Annotated in this window: 11 protein-coding genes; 3 read left to right on the top strand and 8 right to left on the bottom strand. The window is 59.0% G+C overall.

The genetic code is table 11. The features are described 5' to 3' along the window. Positions 1 to 48 precede the first annotated feature (48 nt). On the bottom strand, positions 49 to 1,386 hold the full coding sequence (locus L904_RS24615; RefSeq protein ID WP_020811761.1) for a hypothetical protein: 1,338 nt from the start codon (positions 1,384 to 1,386) through the stop codon (positions 49 to 51). A 384-nt stretch (positions 1,387 to 1,770) separates the two neighbouring features. Here L904_RS24615 and L904_RS24610 point away from each other — a divergent pair, with 384 nt between their 5' ends. Further along, complete coding sequence (locus L904_RS24610; protein WP_020811762.1) at positions 1,771 to 2,919, top strand: glycosyltransferase family 4 protein; 1,149 nt, start codon at positions 1,771 to 1,773, stop codon at positions 2,917 to 2,919. Between the two features lie 55 nt (positions 2,920 to 2,974). Continuing rightward, on the top strand, positions 2,975 to 4,075 hold the full coding sequence (locus L904_RS24605) for a glycosyltransferase family 1 protein (RefSeq protein ID WP_020811763.1): 1,101 nt from the start codon (positions 2,975 to 2,977) through the stop codon (positions 4,073 to 4,075). Between the two features lie 21 nt (positions 4,076 to 4,096). Here L904_RS24605 and L904_RS24600 read toward each other — a convergent pair whose 3' ends face one another. From L904_RS24600 to L904_RS24570, 7 genes are all read right to left on the bottom strand, one after another. Continuing rightward, positions 4,097 to 5,296, bottom strand: coding sequence for a glycosyltransferase family 4 protein (locus L904_RS24600; protein ID WP_020811764.1), 1,200 nt, complete (start codon positions 5,294 to 5,296; stop codon positions 4,097 to 4,099). 56 nt (positions 5,297 to 5,352) lie between these two features. Then, the gene (locus L904_RS24595; protein WP_020811765.1) at positions 5,353 to 6,924 is read right to left on the bottom strand and encodes an O-antigen ligase family protein; all 1,572 of its coding nucleotides are present in this window, start codon (positions 6,922 to 6,924) and stop codon (positions 5,353 to 5,355) included. 79 nt (positions 6,925 to 7,003) lie between these two features. Then, complete coding sequence (locus tag L904_RS24590; protein WP_020811766.1) at positions 7,004 to 7,681, bottom strand: hypothetical protein; 678 nt, start codon at positions 7,679 to 7,681, stop codon at positions 7,004 to 7,006. Next, positions 7,668 to 9,926: a polysaccharide biosynthesis tyrosine autokinase gene (locus L904_RS24585; RefSeq protein WP_035264338.1), complete on the bottom strand. Its 2,259-nt coding sequence runs from the start codon at positions 9,924 to 9,926 to the stop codon at positions 7,668 to 7,670. Before L904_RS24585 ends, L904_RS24590 begins: the two co-directional genes overlap by 14 nt. A 130-nt stretch (positions 9,927 to 10,056) precedes the next feature. Beyond that, positions 10,057 to 10,908, bottom strand: a complete 852-nt coding sequence (locus L904_RS24580) for a hypothetical protein (RefSeq protein WP_020811768.1) — start codon at positions 10,906 to 10,908, stop codon at positions 10,057 to 10,059. 181 nt (positions 10,909 to 11,089) lie between these two features. Further along, on the bottom strand, positions 11,090 to 12,202 hold the full coding sequence (locus L904_RS24575) for an acyltransferase (protein ID WP_031234179.1): 1,113 nt from the start codon (positions 12,200 to 12,202) through the stop codon (positions 11,090 to 11,092). A 143-nt stretch (positions 12,203 to 12,345) separates the two neighbouring features. Next, positions 12,346 to 13,674, bottom strand: a complete 1,329-nt coding sequence (locus L904_RS24570; protein WP_020811770.1) for a hypothetical protein — start codon at positions 13,672 to 13,674, stop codon at positions 12,346 to 12,348. Between the two features lie 494 nt (positions 13,675 to 14,168). On the opposite strand from L904_RS24570, the gene L904_RS24565 reads away from it, so the two are divergent. Continuing rightward, positions 14,169 to 15,404 (top strand): glycosyltransferase family 4 protein, encoded by a 1,236-nt coding sequence (locus L904_RS24565; protein ID WP_020811771.1) that lies wholly within the window; start codon positions 14,169 to 14,171, stop codon positions 15,402 to 15,404. The last annotated feature ends 110 nt before the right edge of the window (positions 15,405 to 15,514 follow it).

Here is a 15,514-nt window from a genome sequence, read left to right as displayed (position 1 = left end):
CACTATTGGGCTCGATGATGTCGCCGCGCAAGATATTTTATCGTTTCGTCACGAGATCAGATTGCCTCTCGGTAAATCCCCTTCGACGGCGATGACGCGCTGAATGTGAACCGGTTCATTCGAGGTGGGCGCGCTGGTCCCGAATGCCGGAAGGATTCGCAGATAGAAATTATACCCCGCCGGGTTGATATCGGGGTCTATGGCGACCCCGTTGGCTATCGCCCACATCCAACCGCTATTGCCGGCGATGTTGGCACCTCCGAATTGCAGGGCGGAACAAGCGATTGTCCGGACTGAGCCGCCGCTTTTCGTAACCAGCGTTATGTAGGGCAGACGCTGCTTCTCGTTGTTCTTGTAAAGCACAGCGAAAGAAACGGTCCTGCCTATCATCGCTATGGCTTCCGCATTGCGGAAATTGCGCGTAAGCCCGGCGATCTGGCTGCCATTTGGAGAGAGGGCGAGGCTGCTTGCGAAGGACGGGGAGAAGATGATGTCGGTGGCTTTGGTGGCGGAGCCTGGTGAAGTCATTCCCCAGCCCGTCGGAACGGAACCAGTCCAATCGGAGAAATCGCCATTGCCGATGAGATTGGCGGCAGGCAGCTTTGGCCAGCAAGGTGTCTGGAAGTTGTTATCGCCTGCCGATCCTAGATAGGAATCGAACAGGGTCCGGGCAATCAGCCGGGAGCCCGCATCGTTCGGGTGAACATTGTCCCGATAAAGCGCGGCGTCCTTGCCCTTCGCCAGAAATGCGGCATGCGTATCCACCAGCGTGAGGTTCGGATGGGATCGGGCCAGGTCGAGGATCGCCTGATAGACCTTGTCGTAACCCGTCCCATCCCGCCACGGGTTCTGGGTGGTGATGAGTTGTGGAGCATTTGGCCACTGCCATTCGGTCATTCCCAGCGGTCCGAGCAGGGTGGATCGTCCGGAGCTCAAAATGCCGCCGGGCGCTTCGAAGGTCTGCATATTGTGGCCATGATGCATGATGCAGAGATCGGGGCGGGTAATCTTCAGCGCTGCTGCGCGCTGTTCCGCAAGCATGTAACCCGCCATACCGCCGGGCAACGTCGCAAGATAGAGCGTCAGCGTCGCCCCCTTGCCGGCACGCAGCGTGACTGGGGCGGCATAGGTTTTTGGCCCGGTGGCGGCGCTCGTCTCCCATTCCGCCCAACGGTATAACACAACAGTCGTATCGTGAAGATCGCCGAGCATCATCGCAAATTGCTGAAATGGTCCGGCTTCGGCATGGGCGGTGCTGTCGCCGTTCACGAAGATCGTGGCATTCTGGCCGGCCGCCAGACGGGCCCGCAGGGGCGAGAACGCGGTCAGGGAAAAACCGATGCCACCCATGTTTCGGGGACGTATGCCGAGCGTCAAACCGATCATGCGGCCACCTCTTCCGTTCGCGCCGTATATATGCATATGTTGTGTTCGGGCGGTGTCATCGTTCGTTCTCCTGGTCTGGCTTCAGAATAATTCCGCCACGAGGACCGGGGAAAAAATGCCGGGAGCGAAACAGAAAACAGCGCATGAAAACGAGCGTCATGAATTTTTCTTTGATCTCGCTTGAAGCGTAAAAATAGAATACTATTCTAATTATTATTGTTGAATTTTATTGCGAATAAAGGTTTTGATGCTGGTGTTTTTATCTAGCGATATGCGTTTCCACGCAGCTTTCAGGCAGGTCCGTTCTTTCCGCCGGCCTGCTCGTCATGCCCGCAATTATAGACAGATGCGTCGTGGGTCCTCTCATCCGGCAGGGGAGATGTCATGACATCCGCTCTTTTCGTCAGCCATACCGGAGAGAAGGGCGGCGCCGAACTTTTTCTGACGGACCTCGTCAAGGCGGGCCCACACTCCTGGCGCGCCTGTTTTCTCAGTGGCGGAGCGGCCGCAGATGATCTCATTGATGCAGGGCGGGCTCCGATCATGCTGTCCGCTGGAGAAAAAATGCTGTCGATCCGCCGCAATGCGTCCTTCGGCGCCCTGTTGCGCGGAGCGGCTGACGTGATGGCGGTCGCCTGGCAATTGAGCCGGGAGGCGAGGCGCTATGATGTGATCTGCGCCAATTCGCAAAAAGCGCTTTTCGTCTGTGCCTTGGCCGCGAAGCTCAGCCGCCGGCCGCTCGTCTGGATTTTACACGATATCGTCACCGATCCGGCTTTCAGCGCCACCAACCGCCGTGCCTCGCTGGCATTTGCGCGCCTTTTCGCCAGGCTGGTGGCTGTCAATTCCGAAGAGACGGGCCGGGCTTTCATCGAGGCCGGCGGTGAGGCGGATAAGGTTCGCATCGTTTACAATGGCTTCGACCCTGCGAAAGCAAGGCTATACGAGCCCGGCACGGCCGCGCGGCTGCGTGCGGAACTGGGCTTTGGTCCGCAACCGCTTGTCGGCCTTTTTGGCCGGCTGAGCGAATGGAAGGGACAGCATGTGTTTCTGGACGCGATTGCGGCGATGGAGGGCGTGCAGGCGGTCATCGTCGGCGGTGCGCTTTTCGGGCAGGAGGCCTATGAGGCGCGCATCCGCGAACAGGCATCCCGTCTCGGTCTCGACGGTCGCGTCCGTTTCCTCGGTTTCCGCCCGGATGTGCCGGAACTGATGGCGGCGATGGATGTGGTTGCTCATACCTCGATTGTTGCCGAGCCCTTCGGCCGGGTGGTGGTGGAGGCCATGATGTGCGGGCGTCCGGTTGTCGCCACGCGCGGCGGCGGTGTTACCGAAATCATCCGTGACGGTGAAACCGGCCTTCTCGTGCCGCCGGGAGATGCATCGGCGCTGGCGGCGGCGATCGGCTGTGTCCTGTCGCAACCGGCCGTGGCGGAAAGGCTGGCGCAAAAGGGGCGGGAGGATGTGAGCCAACGTTTCTCGCTGGAGGAAACCTGCCGCTCCGTTTCCGCGCTGCTGACGGAGGCGGCGTGAGGTTTCGCCCGGCGATCGACAGGAACAGGCAATGCCGGCAGGCGGAAGGGCCAGGATGCGCATTCTCGTAAACATGCCGAGCCAATATGGCGGCAAGGCCTCCGGTGTGGCCCGCGTGACCTTCAGCCTGCTGGAGCGGTTGCTGGAACAGACGACCGACGATTATGTTTTGCGTTCTCCCTGGACGCGGGCGCAACTGCCTGAAAACCTGCGCGACAGCCGGTTGCAGCTCATCGAGACTCCACGGCCACGCGTCATGGTTTTCGATGTGGTGCGTCAGGCCGCGATGCTGCCCGCGCTCTGCCGCCGGCATGGCATCGATGTGCTGTTTAATACCGATCCTTTCGGAAGTCCCCTCGGCGGCAAACGGCGTCTCACCCTTGTTCATGATCTTTATTTCAAAACCATTCCCGAACAGATCGGCTGGCGGGCGACCCTGACGACCGATTTCATCTTCAAGCTGATGATGGCCGGTTCGGATCAAGTCATCTGCGTATCCGAAGCGACGCGGAAGGATCTTGGACGTTTCTATCCAGCCGCTGCCGATAAGAGCCTTACCATTTATTCCGACAGCACGCTGAATGTCGATCCCGGGGCTTTCGACACGGTGCCGCCTGTTCCCGGACGCTACATACTGGCGGTTGGAAACGCGACGTCCAATAAGAATTTCGCTCTCCTGGGCAAAGCCTTTGCCATACTCGGTAAAAAATGGCCGGATTTGCGCATCGTGCATGTTGGCCGCGACGAGGCGGAGGAAATCGCCGGCACGCTGGACGATCCCGAGCTGCAGGCCCGGCTGATCCGGCTTTCCGGCATAGATGACCGGCAACTGGCCGAACTTTACCGTCACGCAGCCTGCCTTTGCGTCCCCTCCACCTATGAAGGCTTCTGCCTGCCGGTGCTGGAAGCGCAGCAGCTGGGATGCCCGGTGGTCTGTTCCAATCGTTCGGCAACACCGGAGATTGCCGGCGAAGGCGCACTGACTTTCGATCCGGAGGATGCTCAAAGCCTTGTCGACACGCTTGAGCGACTTTTGGACAATCCGGAACTGGCAGAAAATCTCCGCAAGGCGGGTTATGAAAACCGCAAATTATATTCGTGGCGGAAGGCGGCGGAGAGCTACGCGCGGCTTTTCAAGCAAGGAGCCGCAGCCTGAGGAGGGACGCTGTCGTCACGGTCATGCGGTTTTGCAAACATCCGCATAGAGCTTTTCATAGGCCGCAATGACCCCTTCAGGCTCAACGCCCTGGCGAATTCTCTCCCGGGTTTCAGGTGTTTCCGCAAGCATGGCGGGATTGCGCATCGCCTCTGCCATGCGTGCGGCCAGTTCGGCGGCATTGCCCGGGGCGAACAGGCGTTCCGGCCTGTCCGCGCCGATCTGTTCGGCAACACCCGCAAGATTTGCGCCGATGACGGGTACGCCGCGCAGAATGGCTTCAGCAACTGTGCGGCCGAAGGCCTCCGGCCATAAGGGCGGTACGATGAGGCAATCTATGCCGGCGAAGAAACGATCGGCCTCCACATAACCCGGAAATTCGACCGGCAGGCCGGCTGCCCTTTGCTGATAGGTCTCGATGCCATCAGGCGCGCGGCCTGCCATGACCGCCCGCCAGCCCTGCGGCGGCAAAAGCCGCAACGCTTCGATCAGCAAGTCAGCCCCTTTCGCTGCTTCGATGCGGCCCAGATAGCCGAAAACCAGCGGCTCGCCGGGCGTGCGGGCAGTGCGCGGTTCTGGCGAATCTGGCGGTGAGATGGCGTTCCAGATCACCGTGCGGCGGTTTTCGGAAACATGGGTGAAAAACCCGGCCCGCACGTGGCGTTCGACGATATCGCGACCGACGCCGGCGACAGCATCGACCGCGCATTGGCAACGCCGGTGGAGATAGGAAAAGGCACGGCATTTTTTGCTGCTGCCATCGCAGATATGCCCATCATGAAACAGGGAGCCATTGGTGCACATGCTCGTGAAATCATGCAGCGAATGAACCAGCGGAACGCCGCGCTTGCGGATCATCGGCCAGATCAGCGGCGTCAGTTCCGATAGCGAATGGGTATTGACCACGTCCGGTCGGAAATCATCGATCACACGCGCAAGCCGGCGAACGAGGCGCGGATCCAGTTGCACGGCGATCTTATAATATTTTCGCTTCCATTCCGGTTGTTGCCCCCAGTCGCCGATAAAGAACGGCGTGGTATGCCCGAGGCGGTGAATGGTGAAACCATCGCGTTGTTGCGCTGTCTGCTCTTCACGCGAGATGGCGGCCACTGCGACCGTGTGCCCCTTATCCGCAAGTCCACGCGCAAGGTCTTCCACGAATATTTCCGCACCGCCCACCCGATCCGGAGAAAACAGCGAGGTTATCTGCAATATCCGCATGCTTAAATTCCTGCGCCTTTAAGATCACGAAACCTGTTTTGCATCCGCGAGATCCGTTATTGCAGACGAAGCGGCGTTTGTACTGTCTGGCCTGAATGGCCTGGCGCCGGCATTGCAGCGTCTTCCGGAAATTGTCTCCGCCGTTTGCGACCCTTCCGCTCCATTCCGGGCGGGTTCAGGCAAAGCGTGACGACCGGGGCGAGGAAAACGGCATAGGCCATGGCAAAGCCCGGAATCTGCAGCGAAAAATCAAGTGTCGAATGCAGCAGGACGAGCAGCAGCGCGGCAAGGCCGAGATGAGAGGCATAACGATAGTTTCTGCGTTTCAATGCCCCGCGAATGAAAATCACCAGTTGGATGAGCACAAAAAAAGCGAGATAAAACGGGAAGGCCGCACCGAGTGTCAGCAGCCCTTCGGCGTAGACATTGTGGGCATGGGTGACGACGGCGTCCACCCCGCACCGCGCCACATGATATGGCGCATAGATTTCCGTAAAGCTTGCAAGGCCCGACCCCTGCGGCCAATTGTCGGCGATGGCGCGCGCGATACCCGGCATATAACAAAAGCGCATGTCATCTTCCAAACGCGTTTCCATGCGAAGCGCCACCCGGTTGGCGAAAAGCGCGAAGAGGGCGATAGCGATTGCGATCAGGAGCGCGGCACGACGTCTCGTCCCGCGCTGCCTGCGCCGGCTGGAGGCCCCATTGCGGCCGGTTCTGGCGGGGGAGTTGAACACAATCAGCAGGATCAGGACAATCAGCGCTGCGAGGCTTGAGCCAATGCCGGCGCGCGATCCCGTCAGCATCAATGCGATGAAACAAAAGCCCGCGAGGACGCCGAGAAAAGCGGCTCTGCGGATGAGCTGTTTCTGCTCCGCCGGCACGGTGAGGCGATTTGCCACGAGCGCCTTTACTCTCGCCCAATCCGGAGCGAGGAGGCTTTTGTGCAATAATGCGGCGAGCGTGAGAAGGATGAGACCGAAGAAGGTCGCGGCGGTATTGCGGTTGACAAAAAGGCCCGTAAGGCTGCCGAGATAGAAACGCTTCTGGATGAAGCCGAGAGCTTCGGGGAAAAGCGCGAATTGCACGATGGAAAACAGCGCAAGCCAGCCACCGGCAATTGCGAACCATCGCAGCGTCTTTGCCGCACGCTCGTCGCTATCGAAAAGTACGAGGCCGGTCATGAAGGCGCCGAAGGGCAGGGCGGCGCTCAAGAGGCCGAGCCGGTCATCCGCAGGTGTCAGTGAGATTGTGGCGGCTGGCGCAGTCTGCATGAACATGGCGGCGGTGGACCATGCCGGATTGGCGCGCGCGATGCCGGGTATGGAGGATGCCTGCAACAGCACCTGAACGATGAGCGCTCCCAATAAAAGGCAGGCTGCCGCGAATACCTTGCCTGCACCGGCCTTCGGAGGTCCGAACAGGAGGATTGCTGGCACCAGCAGGAGATAGATCGCGGCCGTGACGACGATGCGACTTTCGATTTCCGTTGCGCCCCTATTGAGAAGCGCCAGCAGAAATATTGCCCAGAATGCGACTATTGCGACCGGCCGGACATAGTCCCGAACCGCCACCAGTGGGGGCTGCGAGGAGGAGAGCGGTTCTGATCGGGCATCGGTGAGCGACATATCTTTGGGCTTTGTCGGAATTGTTTGTGATGGCTATGCCGCGAATATGGACGAGGCTCAGCCGTTTCATCGTTTCAGATCATGACAGCGGCGCGGAGCGTTTTGTGTCTGCCGGCGGTGGCTTTGGGCAGACTTCCGCCAGGGTCCATCGCAGGATTTCTCCCTGCCTGCCGCAGACGACGGCCGTATCCGCCTCGCGGGCCGCCTCGGCCTCGGGCAAGGTGTTCTTCGGAAACTGCTGCCACATCACGAAACGCCCACGGATCAGATTGGCATCGGCAGGCCCATAGAGCTGGGAGAAGTTCATCAGCACGGCGACTTCCATGGGCGAGGCGTTGCGCAGCGAGCGAACCATGGCAAGACGCAGCCAGACATCGCCATTTGCGGGAAAACAAGAGAGCGAATGGCGAATAAAGGTCTCGGCGAAACCGAGACGCGCCGCGCCGGAATCGGATGTCGGATCGATGCCATTTGCATCGAGATCGGCCAGAACGAGCCTCAGTCCGGCTTTGACGATATCCGAACGGCAGATTTTTTCGCTAACGATGGGCTGAAGTTCAGGGACCGTTTCCGCAAGGAGATCTGGCGCGAGGCCATTATTGTCGTCGGCGATCCGCGCCAATGCGACAATATCGGAAAAACGCCGGCTTTGCGAAAAGGCCTGCGCCGCGACGGACAGGACGAAGATGGAAATGACGAGGACCGGTACGACCGCGAGGATTTTCCGCAGGCGCATCACGCCGTCACGCCTGGTCATGGTAATATCGTGTATAGCGCGAATGATAATATTCGCTCGAACCATAGGCGCGATAAAGCTTCAGCTTTTCGGTGTCCACCTTGTTGAGGACGACGCCGAGACACTTCTTGCGGATATGAACCTCATTCTCCACCGTGTTCCGCACTGCCCTGCGGGCGGTTTTGCCCCATTCGGTGACGAAGATAAAACCGTCGATCCGCCCCGCCATGGCGCGGGCATCGACCACCGGCCCGAGCGGGGGCAGGTCGACGATGATATAGTCGAAAGCATTGCTCGCTTCGGCCAGCAGCTTGTGCATCTGCGCCGAGGTCAGCAGTTCCGAGGAATGAGGGACACGCTGTTTGACCACCGTGGGCAGGAAAGCGAGCCGCGTCTTTTCGTCACGAAGCAGCACATCCTGCACGCTGCGGCCTTCCAACAATACTTCGAGCAGGCCCTCGCTCGCGTGACGCGCCATGGCGCGCGTGGCGCCGGGATTGCGAATATCGGCATCCAGCAACAGGACCCGCGCACCCTGCCCGGCAAGCAACTGCGCCAGGTTGATGGAAATCGTGGATTTCCCTTCACTCGGCAAGGCCGAGACGACACCGACAATCCGCGCTCCGCTTTTGGCGGGAATACCGAGATCGATGGCAAGCCTGGTGCTGCGCAGGGTTTCGGCGAAGGAGGAGAGCGGATGGTCGACCGCGTAGCGCGCGACGCTGGTGGGGCGCGTCAGGGCCGGATGGCCGCCTTCCTGATCTTCTATTACGGCCTTGTTCTGGATGAGCGGGGTATTGCCGAGGAACTCCAGCCCGAGAACGTCACGAACCTGTTCCCCGGTGCGGAAAAACCGGTCGCGGAATTCGCGGAACATGGCGATACCGCCACCCGCCGCGGCACCCATGATCATGAACAGGGCCAAAATGATGGGCTTGTTCGGCTTGCTCGGAATTCTGGGCGGCATCGCCTTGGAAATCACGCGCGCTTCCGTTACGGGGAAGGATTGCTGCTGCATCGCTTCCTGATATCGCTGCAGGAAGGTCTGGTACATGTTCTTGTAGGTTTCGGCCTCGCGCTGTAGTTCGCGCAGCTGAACCTGTGTCTCGCTGGCGGAGTTGCTGATGTCGGTCGCCTTGGCGACACTTTCGGCGAGCGATTTTTCCCTTGCTTCGGAGACTTCCAGATCGCTTTTGTAACTTTGCGCGATGCGGCTGATTTCCTGGAACATCAACCGTCGGTATTCCTGCATTTCATTGCGCAGACGCACCGCCTGAATGTGGTTGCTGCTGAGCCTGCTGGTAATTTCCGCCTCAGTCTTGGAGGCTTCGAGATATTTTTTGCGCAGATCGTTGGCGACCGAGCTGTCGAGAATATCGGTAACCACCGCATCGACATCGTCGGTGGCGAGAATATGTTCAATGCGTTGCACCCGCGCCCGTGCCCTGGCGGTTTCCGACTGCGCCAAAATCAGCGCGCTGTTGGATTCCGCCAGCTGCTGATCGGAGAGCAGGCTGTTATTGCCGGTCGAGATCAGATTATGTTCGGCGCGAAACTTCTGCACGGCCAGATCGGTTTCGAGCGCCCGCTGGCGCAGCTCGGCAATACGGTCGGACAACCAGTCGCTGGCCCGCCGCGTCGCCTCGTATTTGGAATTCAGCTTATCCAGCAGATAGGCCGAGGCCACGGCATTGACGATCTGCGCGGCGAGAACCGGCGATGTCGAATTATAGGTGAGTTCCAGCGCGTAGGTCCGGCCGATGCGCTTGACGCTGAGGCCGTTGAGCAGCTGGTCCGACAGCGATCTCTTCAGGGTTCCATCGTCAACCACCGCCTCTTTTTTCTTCGCTGGCGAGAACCATTGCGAAACATTGACGAGTGAGCGGATGGTGCCGAATATCGAGCTTAGAAGCGATGCACGCGTTGCCCTGAATTCCTGATTTTCCGTAAGATTGAGACTATCGACAACGGCAAGCCCGATGGTTTCCGATTGCAGCACCTCGACCTGGCTGAGAATGGAGGCCTCATCCTCTATGACGCCGCCGATCGTCGAAAGCTGTTCGACAATCTGGCTGTTGTTGCGGTCGATCAACAGCGTCGCCGTCGCCGAATAGATCGGAACGGCCGTTGCGGCAAAGGCGAGGCCGATTGCCCCGGCGACTGCGACGGCGGCAAGCACGATGCGCCACTGCCGGCGGATCATCGCAAGAACGGCGTCGATATCGATAAATTCGGCCGTCAGCCCGTTTTTATCGTAGTCAGCCATCGTCAGGGGATCGTGCCTTTGTAACAACTGTCAGCCTCGCTCTTTTCGGCGGGCGCAGGGCCCGCCAAGTCACGGTTGCATCACAGAACTGGCGGCAGCCTTCCTCACGGGAAAGGCGACAAAGCCAAACTCAAACGGGACTTGTGCTCGTCGTCGTGCTGGTGCTGCCGGTTGAAAGCGATCTGCCGCGGCCAGCCGGCGGGCTTCCGCCACCCGCCTGTGCGGTGCCGCCTGCGGCACCTGCTGTTCCCGAACCGCCGACGCTGTTGGCGCTTGCCGGCGAGGAACCGGCGCCGCCGATCGGCGAGGCCGCCGCTGCGGCAGCCGCGGGGGCAGCCGGACCGGCAGCCGTTCCTTCGATATTTTCGCTAAAGGCGATCAGGAGATCGGCGGGTACGTTGGCGCCCTTTGTCTGCAACTGGATGGCGGCTGCGAGTATCGTATTGCCGTTCCTCATCGCGGTCGCGTGGGCAAGCGCCAAGCCTTCGCCGACGACTTCGGAAAAGTCCTTGTTGCCGACCTTCTGGGCCAGTGCGACGATGGTTGGCAACTGGCCGGAGTCACTCAGGATAAGGCCGGAAAGCTGTTCGGAGAACTGTGCCGCGCTGGTGGAAACGGCGATGATCGGAAACCCGCTCGTCACTTTTCCGGTTACGTCGGCCGTTGCCGCATCCGTGCTGGACGCGATGGTGACCAGATCCCTGATCGTCCCCTGCGTCGGAGACTGCTTGAACAGTTCCGCTGCGGCAATCGAAACCGTGTCCGGATTGGTGGTGTTGACGCGGTTCAGAAATGCAGCGGTGGTTTCATCGGCGGCCTTGACGGGTGCGCCTGTTGCGGCGCTCTCAGTAGAGGGCGCCTGCTGCGGTGCGGCCGGCGGTGCGGTTTCCACGTTCTGTGCGTTGGCGACAGCGGAAAAGAGACCCATGCTGGCAATAAACATCGCACCAACGAGCATCGAGCCGTTACGAATGCGGGGCATCCAACTCTCCAAATCTTTTAAAATACGACTTTAAATACATCCAATGCCGGGCAAGGTTACCCAACATCTAAAATTTCTTTTTAAATCGCACAGCCCAAGCAAAGGATCAAGCGCTAAAATAAACCTGCGGCGGAAACCCTCAGCTATTGTTAACGGCTGCCATTGCCTTTCTCCGGTTTGTTCATGACACGGCGACTTTCCGTGGCGATGTTATCAGCCGGTCACGCAGCCAGATATTGGCCGGCGTTTCGACAAAAACGTGGAAGGTGTGGGCTATGGCGACGGTGCTGACGACGATGACGAGATAAACGAGGTTGCTCCATTCGGGCGGGAACGTGACGCCGCCGAGCGCAATTTTGAAGCCCCGGAAGATAAACGGGTGCAGCAGGTAAAGCGCATAGGATGAATCTCCGAGTTTTGCCAGCGGCTGTGCGAAACGGGGGAGGGAGATGTTTCTGGTCAAGGTCGCCGCTGCCATCAGCAGAATCGCGCCGCCGCCGAAAACCAGCAGACGCGAAAACGAGTAACAGCCCGGATCGCACTGGAATCCTATCCTGTTCAGATCGGTTAGCATCCAGAGCGCCAGGCCGCACAGGGCCGTTGCGAGCCCGAGCAGGGGCGGCAGGCGAACGCCTCGCAGGAAGAGGACCGCCAGGAACATGCCCGCGACGAATTCGAGAATGATCGGCTGGAACCAGAAGCTGAATGGCAGGCCGAGATCGAAGGCGGAGCCGATCATGACGGCGGCAAACAGCACGCCGGCTGTCGTGAATACCGCGCGCTCCAGCGGCAGGAAGATGAACGCTGCGAAAACGATATAAAAGAACATCTCGTAATTCAGCGTCCAGCCGAGATCGATCAGCGGAAACGGATAGGCGTCGCCATAACCCATGCTGTCATAGGGAATAAACAGGTAGGAGGTCAGAATCGACTGTAACGGCGGAAAGGCCTTCGCACTGATAAGGGTCACGCTGGCGGCCATGGCGAGCCGCAGGGTCAGCACAAACCAGTAAAGCGGAACGATGCGGAGAAACCGGCGCAGCAGAAACGCCGAACGACCGCCTGTCGCTGCGAAATAGGGCCGGGACGCATAAACGATGACGAAGCCGGAAATGACGAAAAACAGGTCGACACCGCCGCCCAGCCGCAGCAGATGCAATGGGAAAAGCGTGAATGGCCAGTTCACGTCCGCGTGCAGCGCAACAATCATGGTTGCCGCAACGGCGCGCATCACCTGAAGAACATCAAGACGCTGCGCCCCGGCAGCGGGCGCTTCTTTAAAGTTTTTCATCATCGTCAATCTATAAGAATAAAGATATATTTAGTATTATATTGCGCCGCTTTTGCGGGGCGGAAGTCCAGTATTCAAGCAGGCTATCATGCAATAACGCGACGCGATACACACAATTTTGCGATGCGGCATTTCCTGCGCGCCATTCAGAAAACTTCCAGAACCGTAAGCTGGTCGCTGACCGAAAGCCGGTATTGTCCGCTTTCCTGCGTGATTGTCTGCTGGCTAACGGAGCCGTCATCGCGGAAACGGTGTGCGATAACGTGACTATGCTGGCCGGCCACCGAAAATGTCGCAACCCGTTCGGCGGGCGGGTTTTCGATGCGGGCCGGCCATTGCCAGCCGGAAATTCCAAGCCAGACAGGCACGAGCAAAGCACCGTCCGGTCTCACCAGATGCAGCGACAACCTTTGGGAATCGGCGGTGAGGAAATCGAGCTGTCGTTCCTCCGGTCCGGTTTGCCGTTCTGCCTTGCAGAGAGAAAGAAGGGCGCGAACGGCCTCGTAAGCCGGGGTGCGGCTCAGATCGTGGCGCAGGAGGCCGAAGGAGGATTCCGGGTTTGTCTCATCGGCGGCGAAGCTTGAAACCATTTCATAGATATAGGACCGGCGGATACCGCTGATGAAGCACCAGAGCAGCATGCGCGGCATATAGCGCGCCTTGATGCCTTCGGTGACGGGGAAATGAAATGTCTTGGTTTGCAGCGAGGTATGGTAGCCCATTTCCGTGGCGAGCACCGGTCTGCCGGCCGCTATATGCGCCGAAGCGGCGACGGATTTCGAGAGTGCCCCCGGACCGGTCGTTTCGGGATGCTCCATCCCGGCGTAAGCGTGGATATTGCCGTAATCGCAGGCGTTTTTCAGGTCCAGCGCCAGCGCTGTGTTCGACAGGACATAACTTGGCGCCGCAACTGGCACCGCACTCAGGCGCGGAACCGAACGGATGGTGTCGTGCAGCGCCGCCTGATGCTCCGCCGAAATGCGCGGAGCATTTTGCGGATCCTTCGTCAGGTTCGGTTCATTGCTGCCCTCGAAAACATCGATACCCGCGTCGCACCAGTCGTAGAAATCCGCCAGCCTGTCGAGCGGCGTGGAAACGTAAGGGTTGAGATTGTCGTAACAGATGACGGTGAGGCGAACGCCCGCCGCCACGATCCGGCGCAGCCGCCGAAAGACGGGGCTGTCGCGACTATCTCTCGCGGTGATCAGCCCGTCATCGCGCAGATGCCGGACGCCCAGTGCTTCGAGTTCGGGCACGATCCGCTCGAACTGTTCGGGATAGATGCCCGTGGGACGGGTGAAGTGACCGCACACCCCTACGCTGTCCAGAAAGGCTTCGGTACTGGCTGAAGCAACCGTCTGCGCCCGTGCGGGAATGGCTTGCAAACCGGAGGCGGCGACCAATGCAAGCGGCGCGGCTGAAAGCAGGTTGCGCCGTGTCAGGCTGCCCATGGCGATCGGCGTTTTTCCATTCATCTGCGCCTCCTGGTGTGTCCGGAGAAAATATAATCCAGACGTCATCACATGGACGTCGCCGTTTAAATGGCGATGATGCCTCTCAACACGTCGAGATCAGAATGTCCTGGAAGTTTTCGGCATCTACGATCGCCCTGAAATCCATGTGTTTGAAATAAAACAGATATTATCAACTCGAATATGATCATCAGCTGCAACGCAACCGATTTCTCCCGATTGCCTGCACTTTAAAGTGGCTAAACCGTAACACGAGACCGGTTCTTTTCGCAACACCGCATGGCTTTTGCCGCGCCGCGAAAAAAATCACTTGAAATAGCGTCGATTCCCGTGCTTTTTGAAAAGTAGATTTTGGTAATTCATATTTTCAAACATTAGTTCTGCTCCGGCTCTTTTATTTTTGCAGATGTCTCACTGGTCTCCTGGAATGAGGGGAGACGAACGAGCCCGGGATGGACGCCATAGATTTTCGATGAAGGAAAACAGAGCGTATCCGCATGAGAATTCTCCATCTTAGCAGCCTTTATCCGCCGCATATCGTTGGTGGATGCGAACGCTCGGTCGAACATCTCGCCGAGGAACTCGTTTCCATGGGACATACGGTCGGCGCCGCCTGTATCGAGCGGCAGGCCGAACCGAAAACCATGCGCAACGGCGTCTCCGTCTACCGCATGTTCCATAATAACGATTTCTGGCTCGAGGACTGGCCGCAATATTCGCCGCAGCAGCGGCGCATGCAGAAGCTCAAGCAGCAGTGGAATTTCGACGTCGAAAAGCAGTTCGAAGCCGTTCTCGACGATTTCAAGCCTGACGTTCTCAACACCCACTCGCTTCTGGATGTGACGACGCTGGTGTGGCGGGCGGCGCATAAGCGCGGCATTCCGATCGTTCACACGATCTGCGAATATGATCTCCTGTGCGGCAACGCCGCCATGTTCAAGGGCGGCAAGCCCTGCGAGCACATCCATCTCGGTTGTCAGGCGGTGAATTTCACCAAGAAATTCACCCAGCGTTATATCGGCGCTGTCGCAAGCGTCGGCACGGAAATCCTCAAGACGCATGTCAATCATGGGCTTTTCCACCACATTCCGGAAAGCCTGCGCCGCGTCATCTTTTATTCCTGCACGGTTCCCGAGGGCGATCCCGTCGCCCGCCGGCAGATCGACCGCACTGGCCGACCGCTGACCTTCGGTTATATCGGCCGTATCAATACGGAAAAAGGCGTCGGCAACATGGTCGATGCCTTCAAGGAAATCGGTCACGGCAACTGGCGCTGTCTGGTCGCCGGCCATGCGATGGACGATTCGATCGAACGTTTCACGGCTCAGGCCGGCGATCTGCCGATCGAATTTGTCGGCTGGGCGAAACCGAAGGAGTTTCTCGAAGAGATCGACGTGCTCATCGTTCCTTCCTTCTGGGCAGAGCCTTCGCCACGCACGATCTACGAAGCCTATGCCATGGGCGTGCCGGTCATCGGCGCAGCCTCCGGCGGCATTCCGGAGCTGATTGGCGAGACCAACCATGACTGGCTGTTTGAGCCAGGCAACGCCAGCGACCTTGCCGCCCGTATCCGCCGGGTGCTGACGCTCTCGCGCGAAGAATTGCCGACGGAGGCGGATTTCGGAAACATTGTCGAGGAATCCACCTCGCGTCGGGTCGGCGAAAATTATGTGAAACTCTATGAGGACGTCCTGACGCGCTACAGGCAAAGCCGAACCCTGCGTGCATCTTAACCGGCAACGGACCCGGTCTGTTGCTGCGGTTTTCTTCGAAGGAGAGAGCATATGGTGGGAAGCAATAAGGGCAGCCTCCGCTTTCACGGCCTGGGCGTCGAGGTCGCTGC

The sequence above is a fragment of the Agrobacterium sp. LY4 genome, assembly GCF_001526585.1.
GTDB classification, from domain to species: Bacteria; Pseudomonadota; Alphaproteobacteria; order Rhizobiales; family Rhizobiaceae; genus Agrobacterium; species Agrobacterium leguminum.
Note: the sequence above shows the minus strand (reverse complement) of the source record. Positions and strands in the feature narration are given on the sequence as shown.

What these genes read in the sequence shown, in the direction of transcription:
- L904_RS24575 (WP_031234179.1), bottom strand. Translation starts at nt 12,202, where the DNA reads ATGATGAAAAACTTTAAAGAAGCGCCCGCTGCCGGGGCGCAGCGTCTT.
- L904_RS24585 (WP_035264338.1), bottom strand. Translation starts at nt 9,926, where the DNA reads ATGGCTGACTACGATAAAAACGGGCTGACGGCCGAATTTATCGATATC.
- L904_RS24580 (WP_020811768.1), bottom strand. Translation starts at nt 10,908, where the DNA reads ATGCCCCGCATTCGTAACGGCTCGATGCTCGTTGGTGCGATGTTTATT.
- L904_RS24590 (WP_020811766.1), bottom strand. Translation starts at nt 7,681, where the DNA reads ATGACCAGGCGTGACGGCGTGATGCGCCTGCGGAAAATCCTCGCGGTC.
- L904_RS24565 (WP_020811771.1), top strand. Translation starts at nt 14,169, where the DNA reads ATGAGAATTCTCCATCTTAGCAGCCTTTATCCGCCGCATATCGTTGGT.
- L904_RS24615 (WP_020811761.1), bottom strand. Translation starts at nt 1,386, where the DNA reads ATGATCGGTTTGACGCTCGGCATACGTCCCCGAAACATGGGTGGCATC.
- L904_RS24605 (WP_020811763.1), top strand. Translation starts at nt 2,975, where the DNA reads ATGCGCATTCTCGTAAACATGCCGAGCCAATATGGCGGCAAGGCCTCC.
- L904_RS24595 (WP_020811765.1), bottom strand. Translation starts at nt 6,924, where the DNA reads ATGTCGCTCACCGATGCCCGATCAGAACCGCTCTCCTCCTCGCAGCCC.
- L904_RS24600 (WP_020811764.1), bottom strand. Translation starts at nt 5,296, where the DNA reads ATGCGGATATTGCAGATAACCTCGCTGTTTTCTCCGGATCGGGTGGGC.
- L904_RS24570 (WP_020811770.1), bottom strand. Translation starts at nt 13,674, where the DNA reads ATGAATGGAAAAACGCCGATCGCCATGGGCAGCCTGACACGGCGCAAC.
- L904_RS24610 (WP_020811762.1), top strand. Translation starts at nt 1,771, where the DNA reads ATGACATCCGCTCTTTTCGTCAGCCATACCGGAGAGAAGGGCGGCGCC.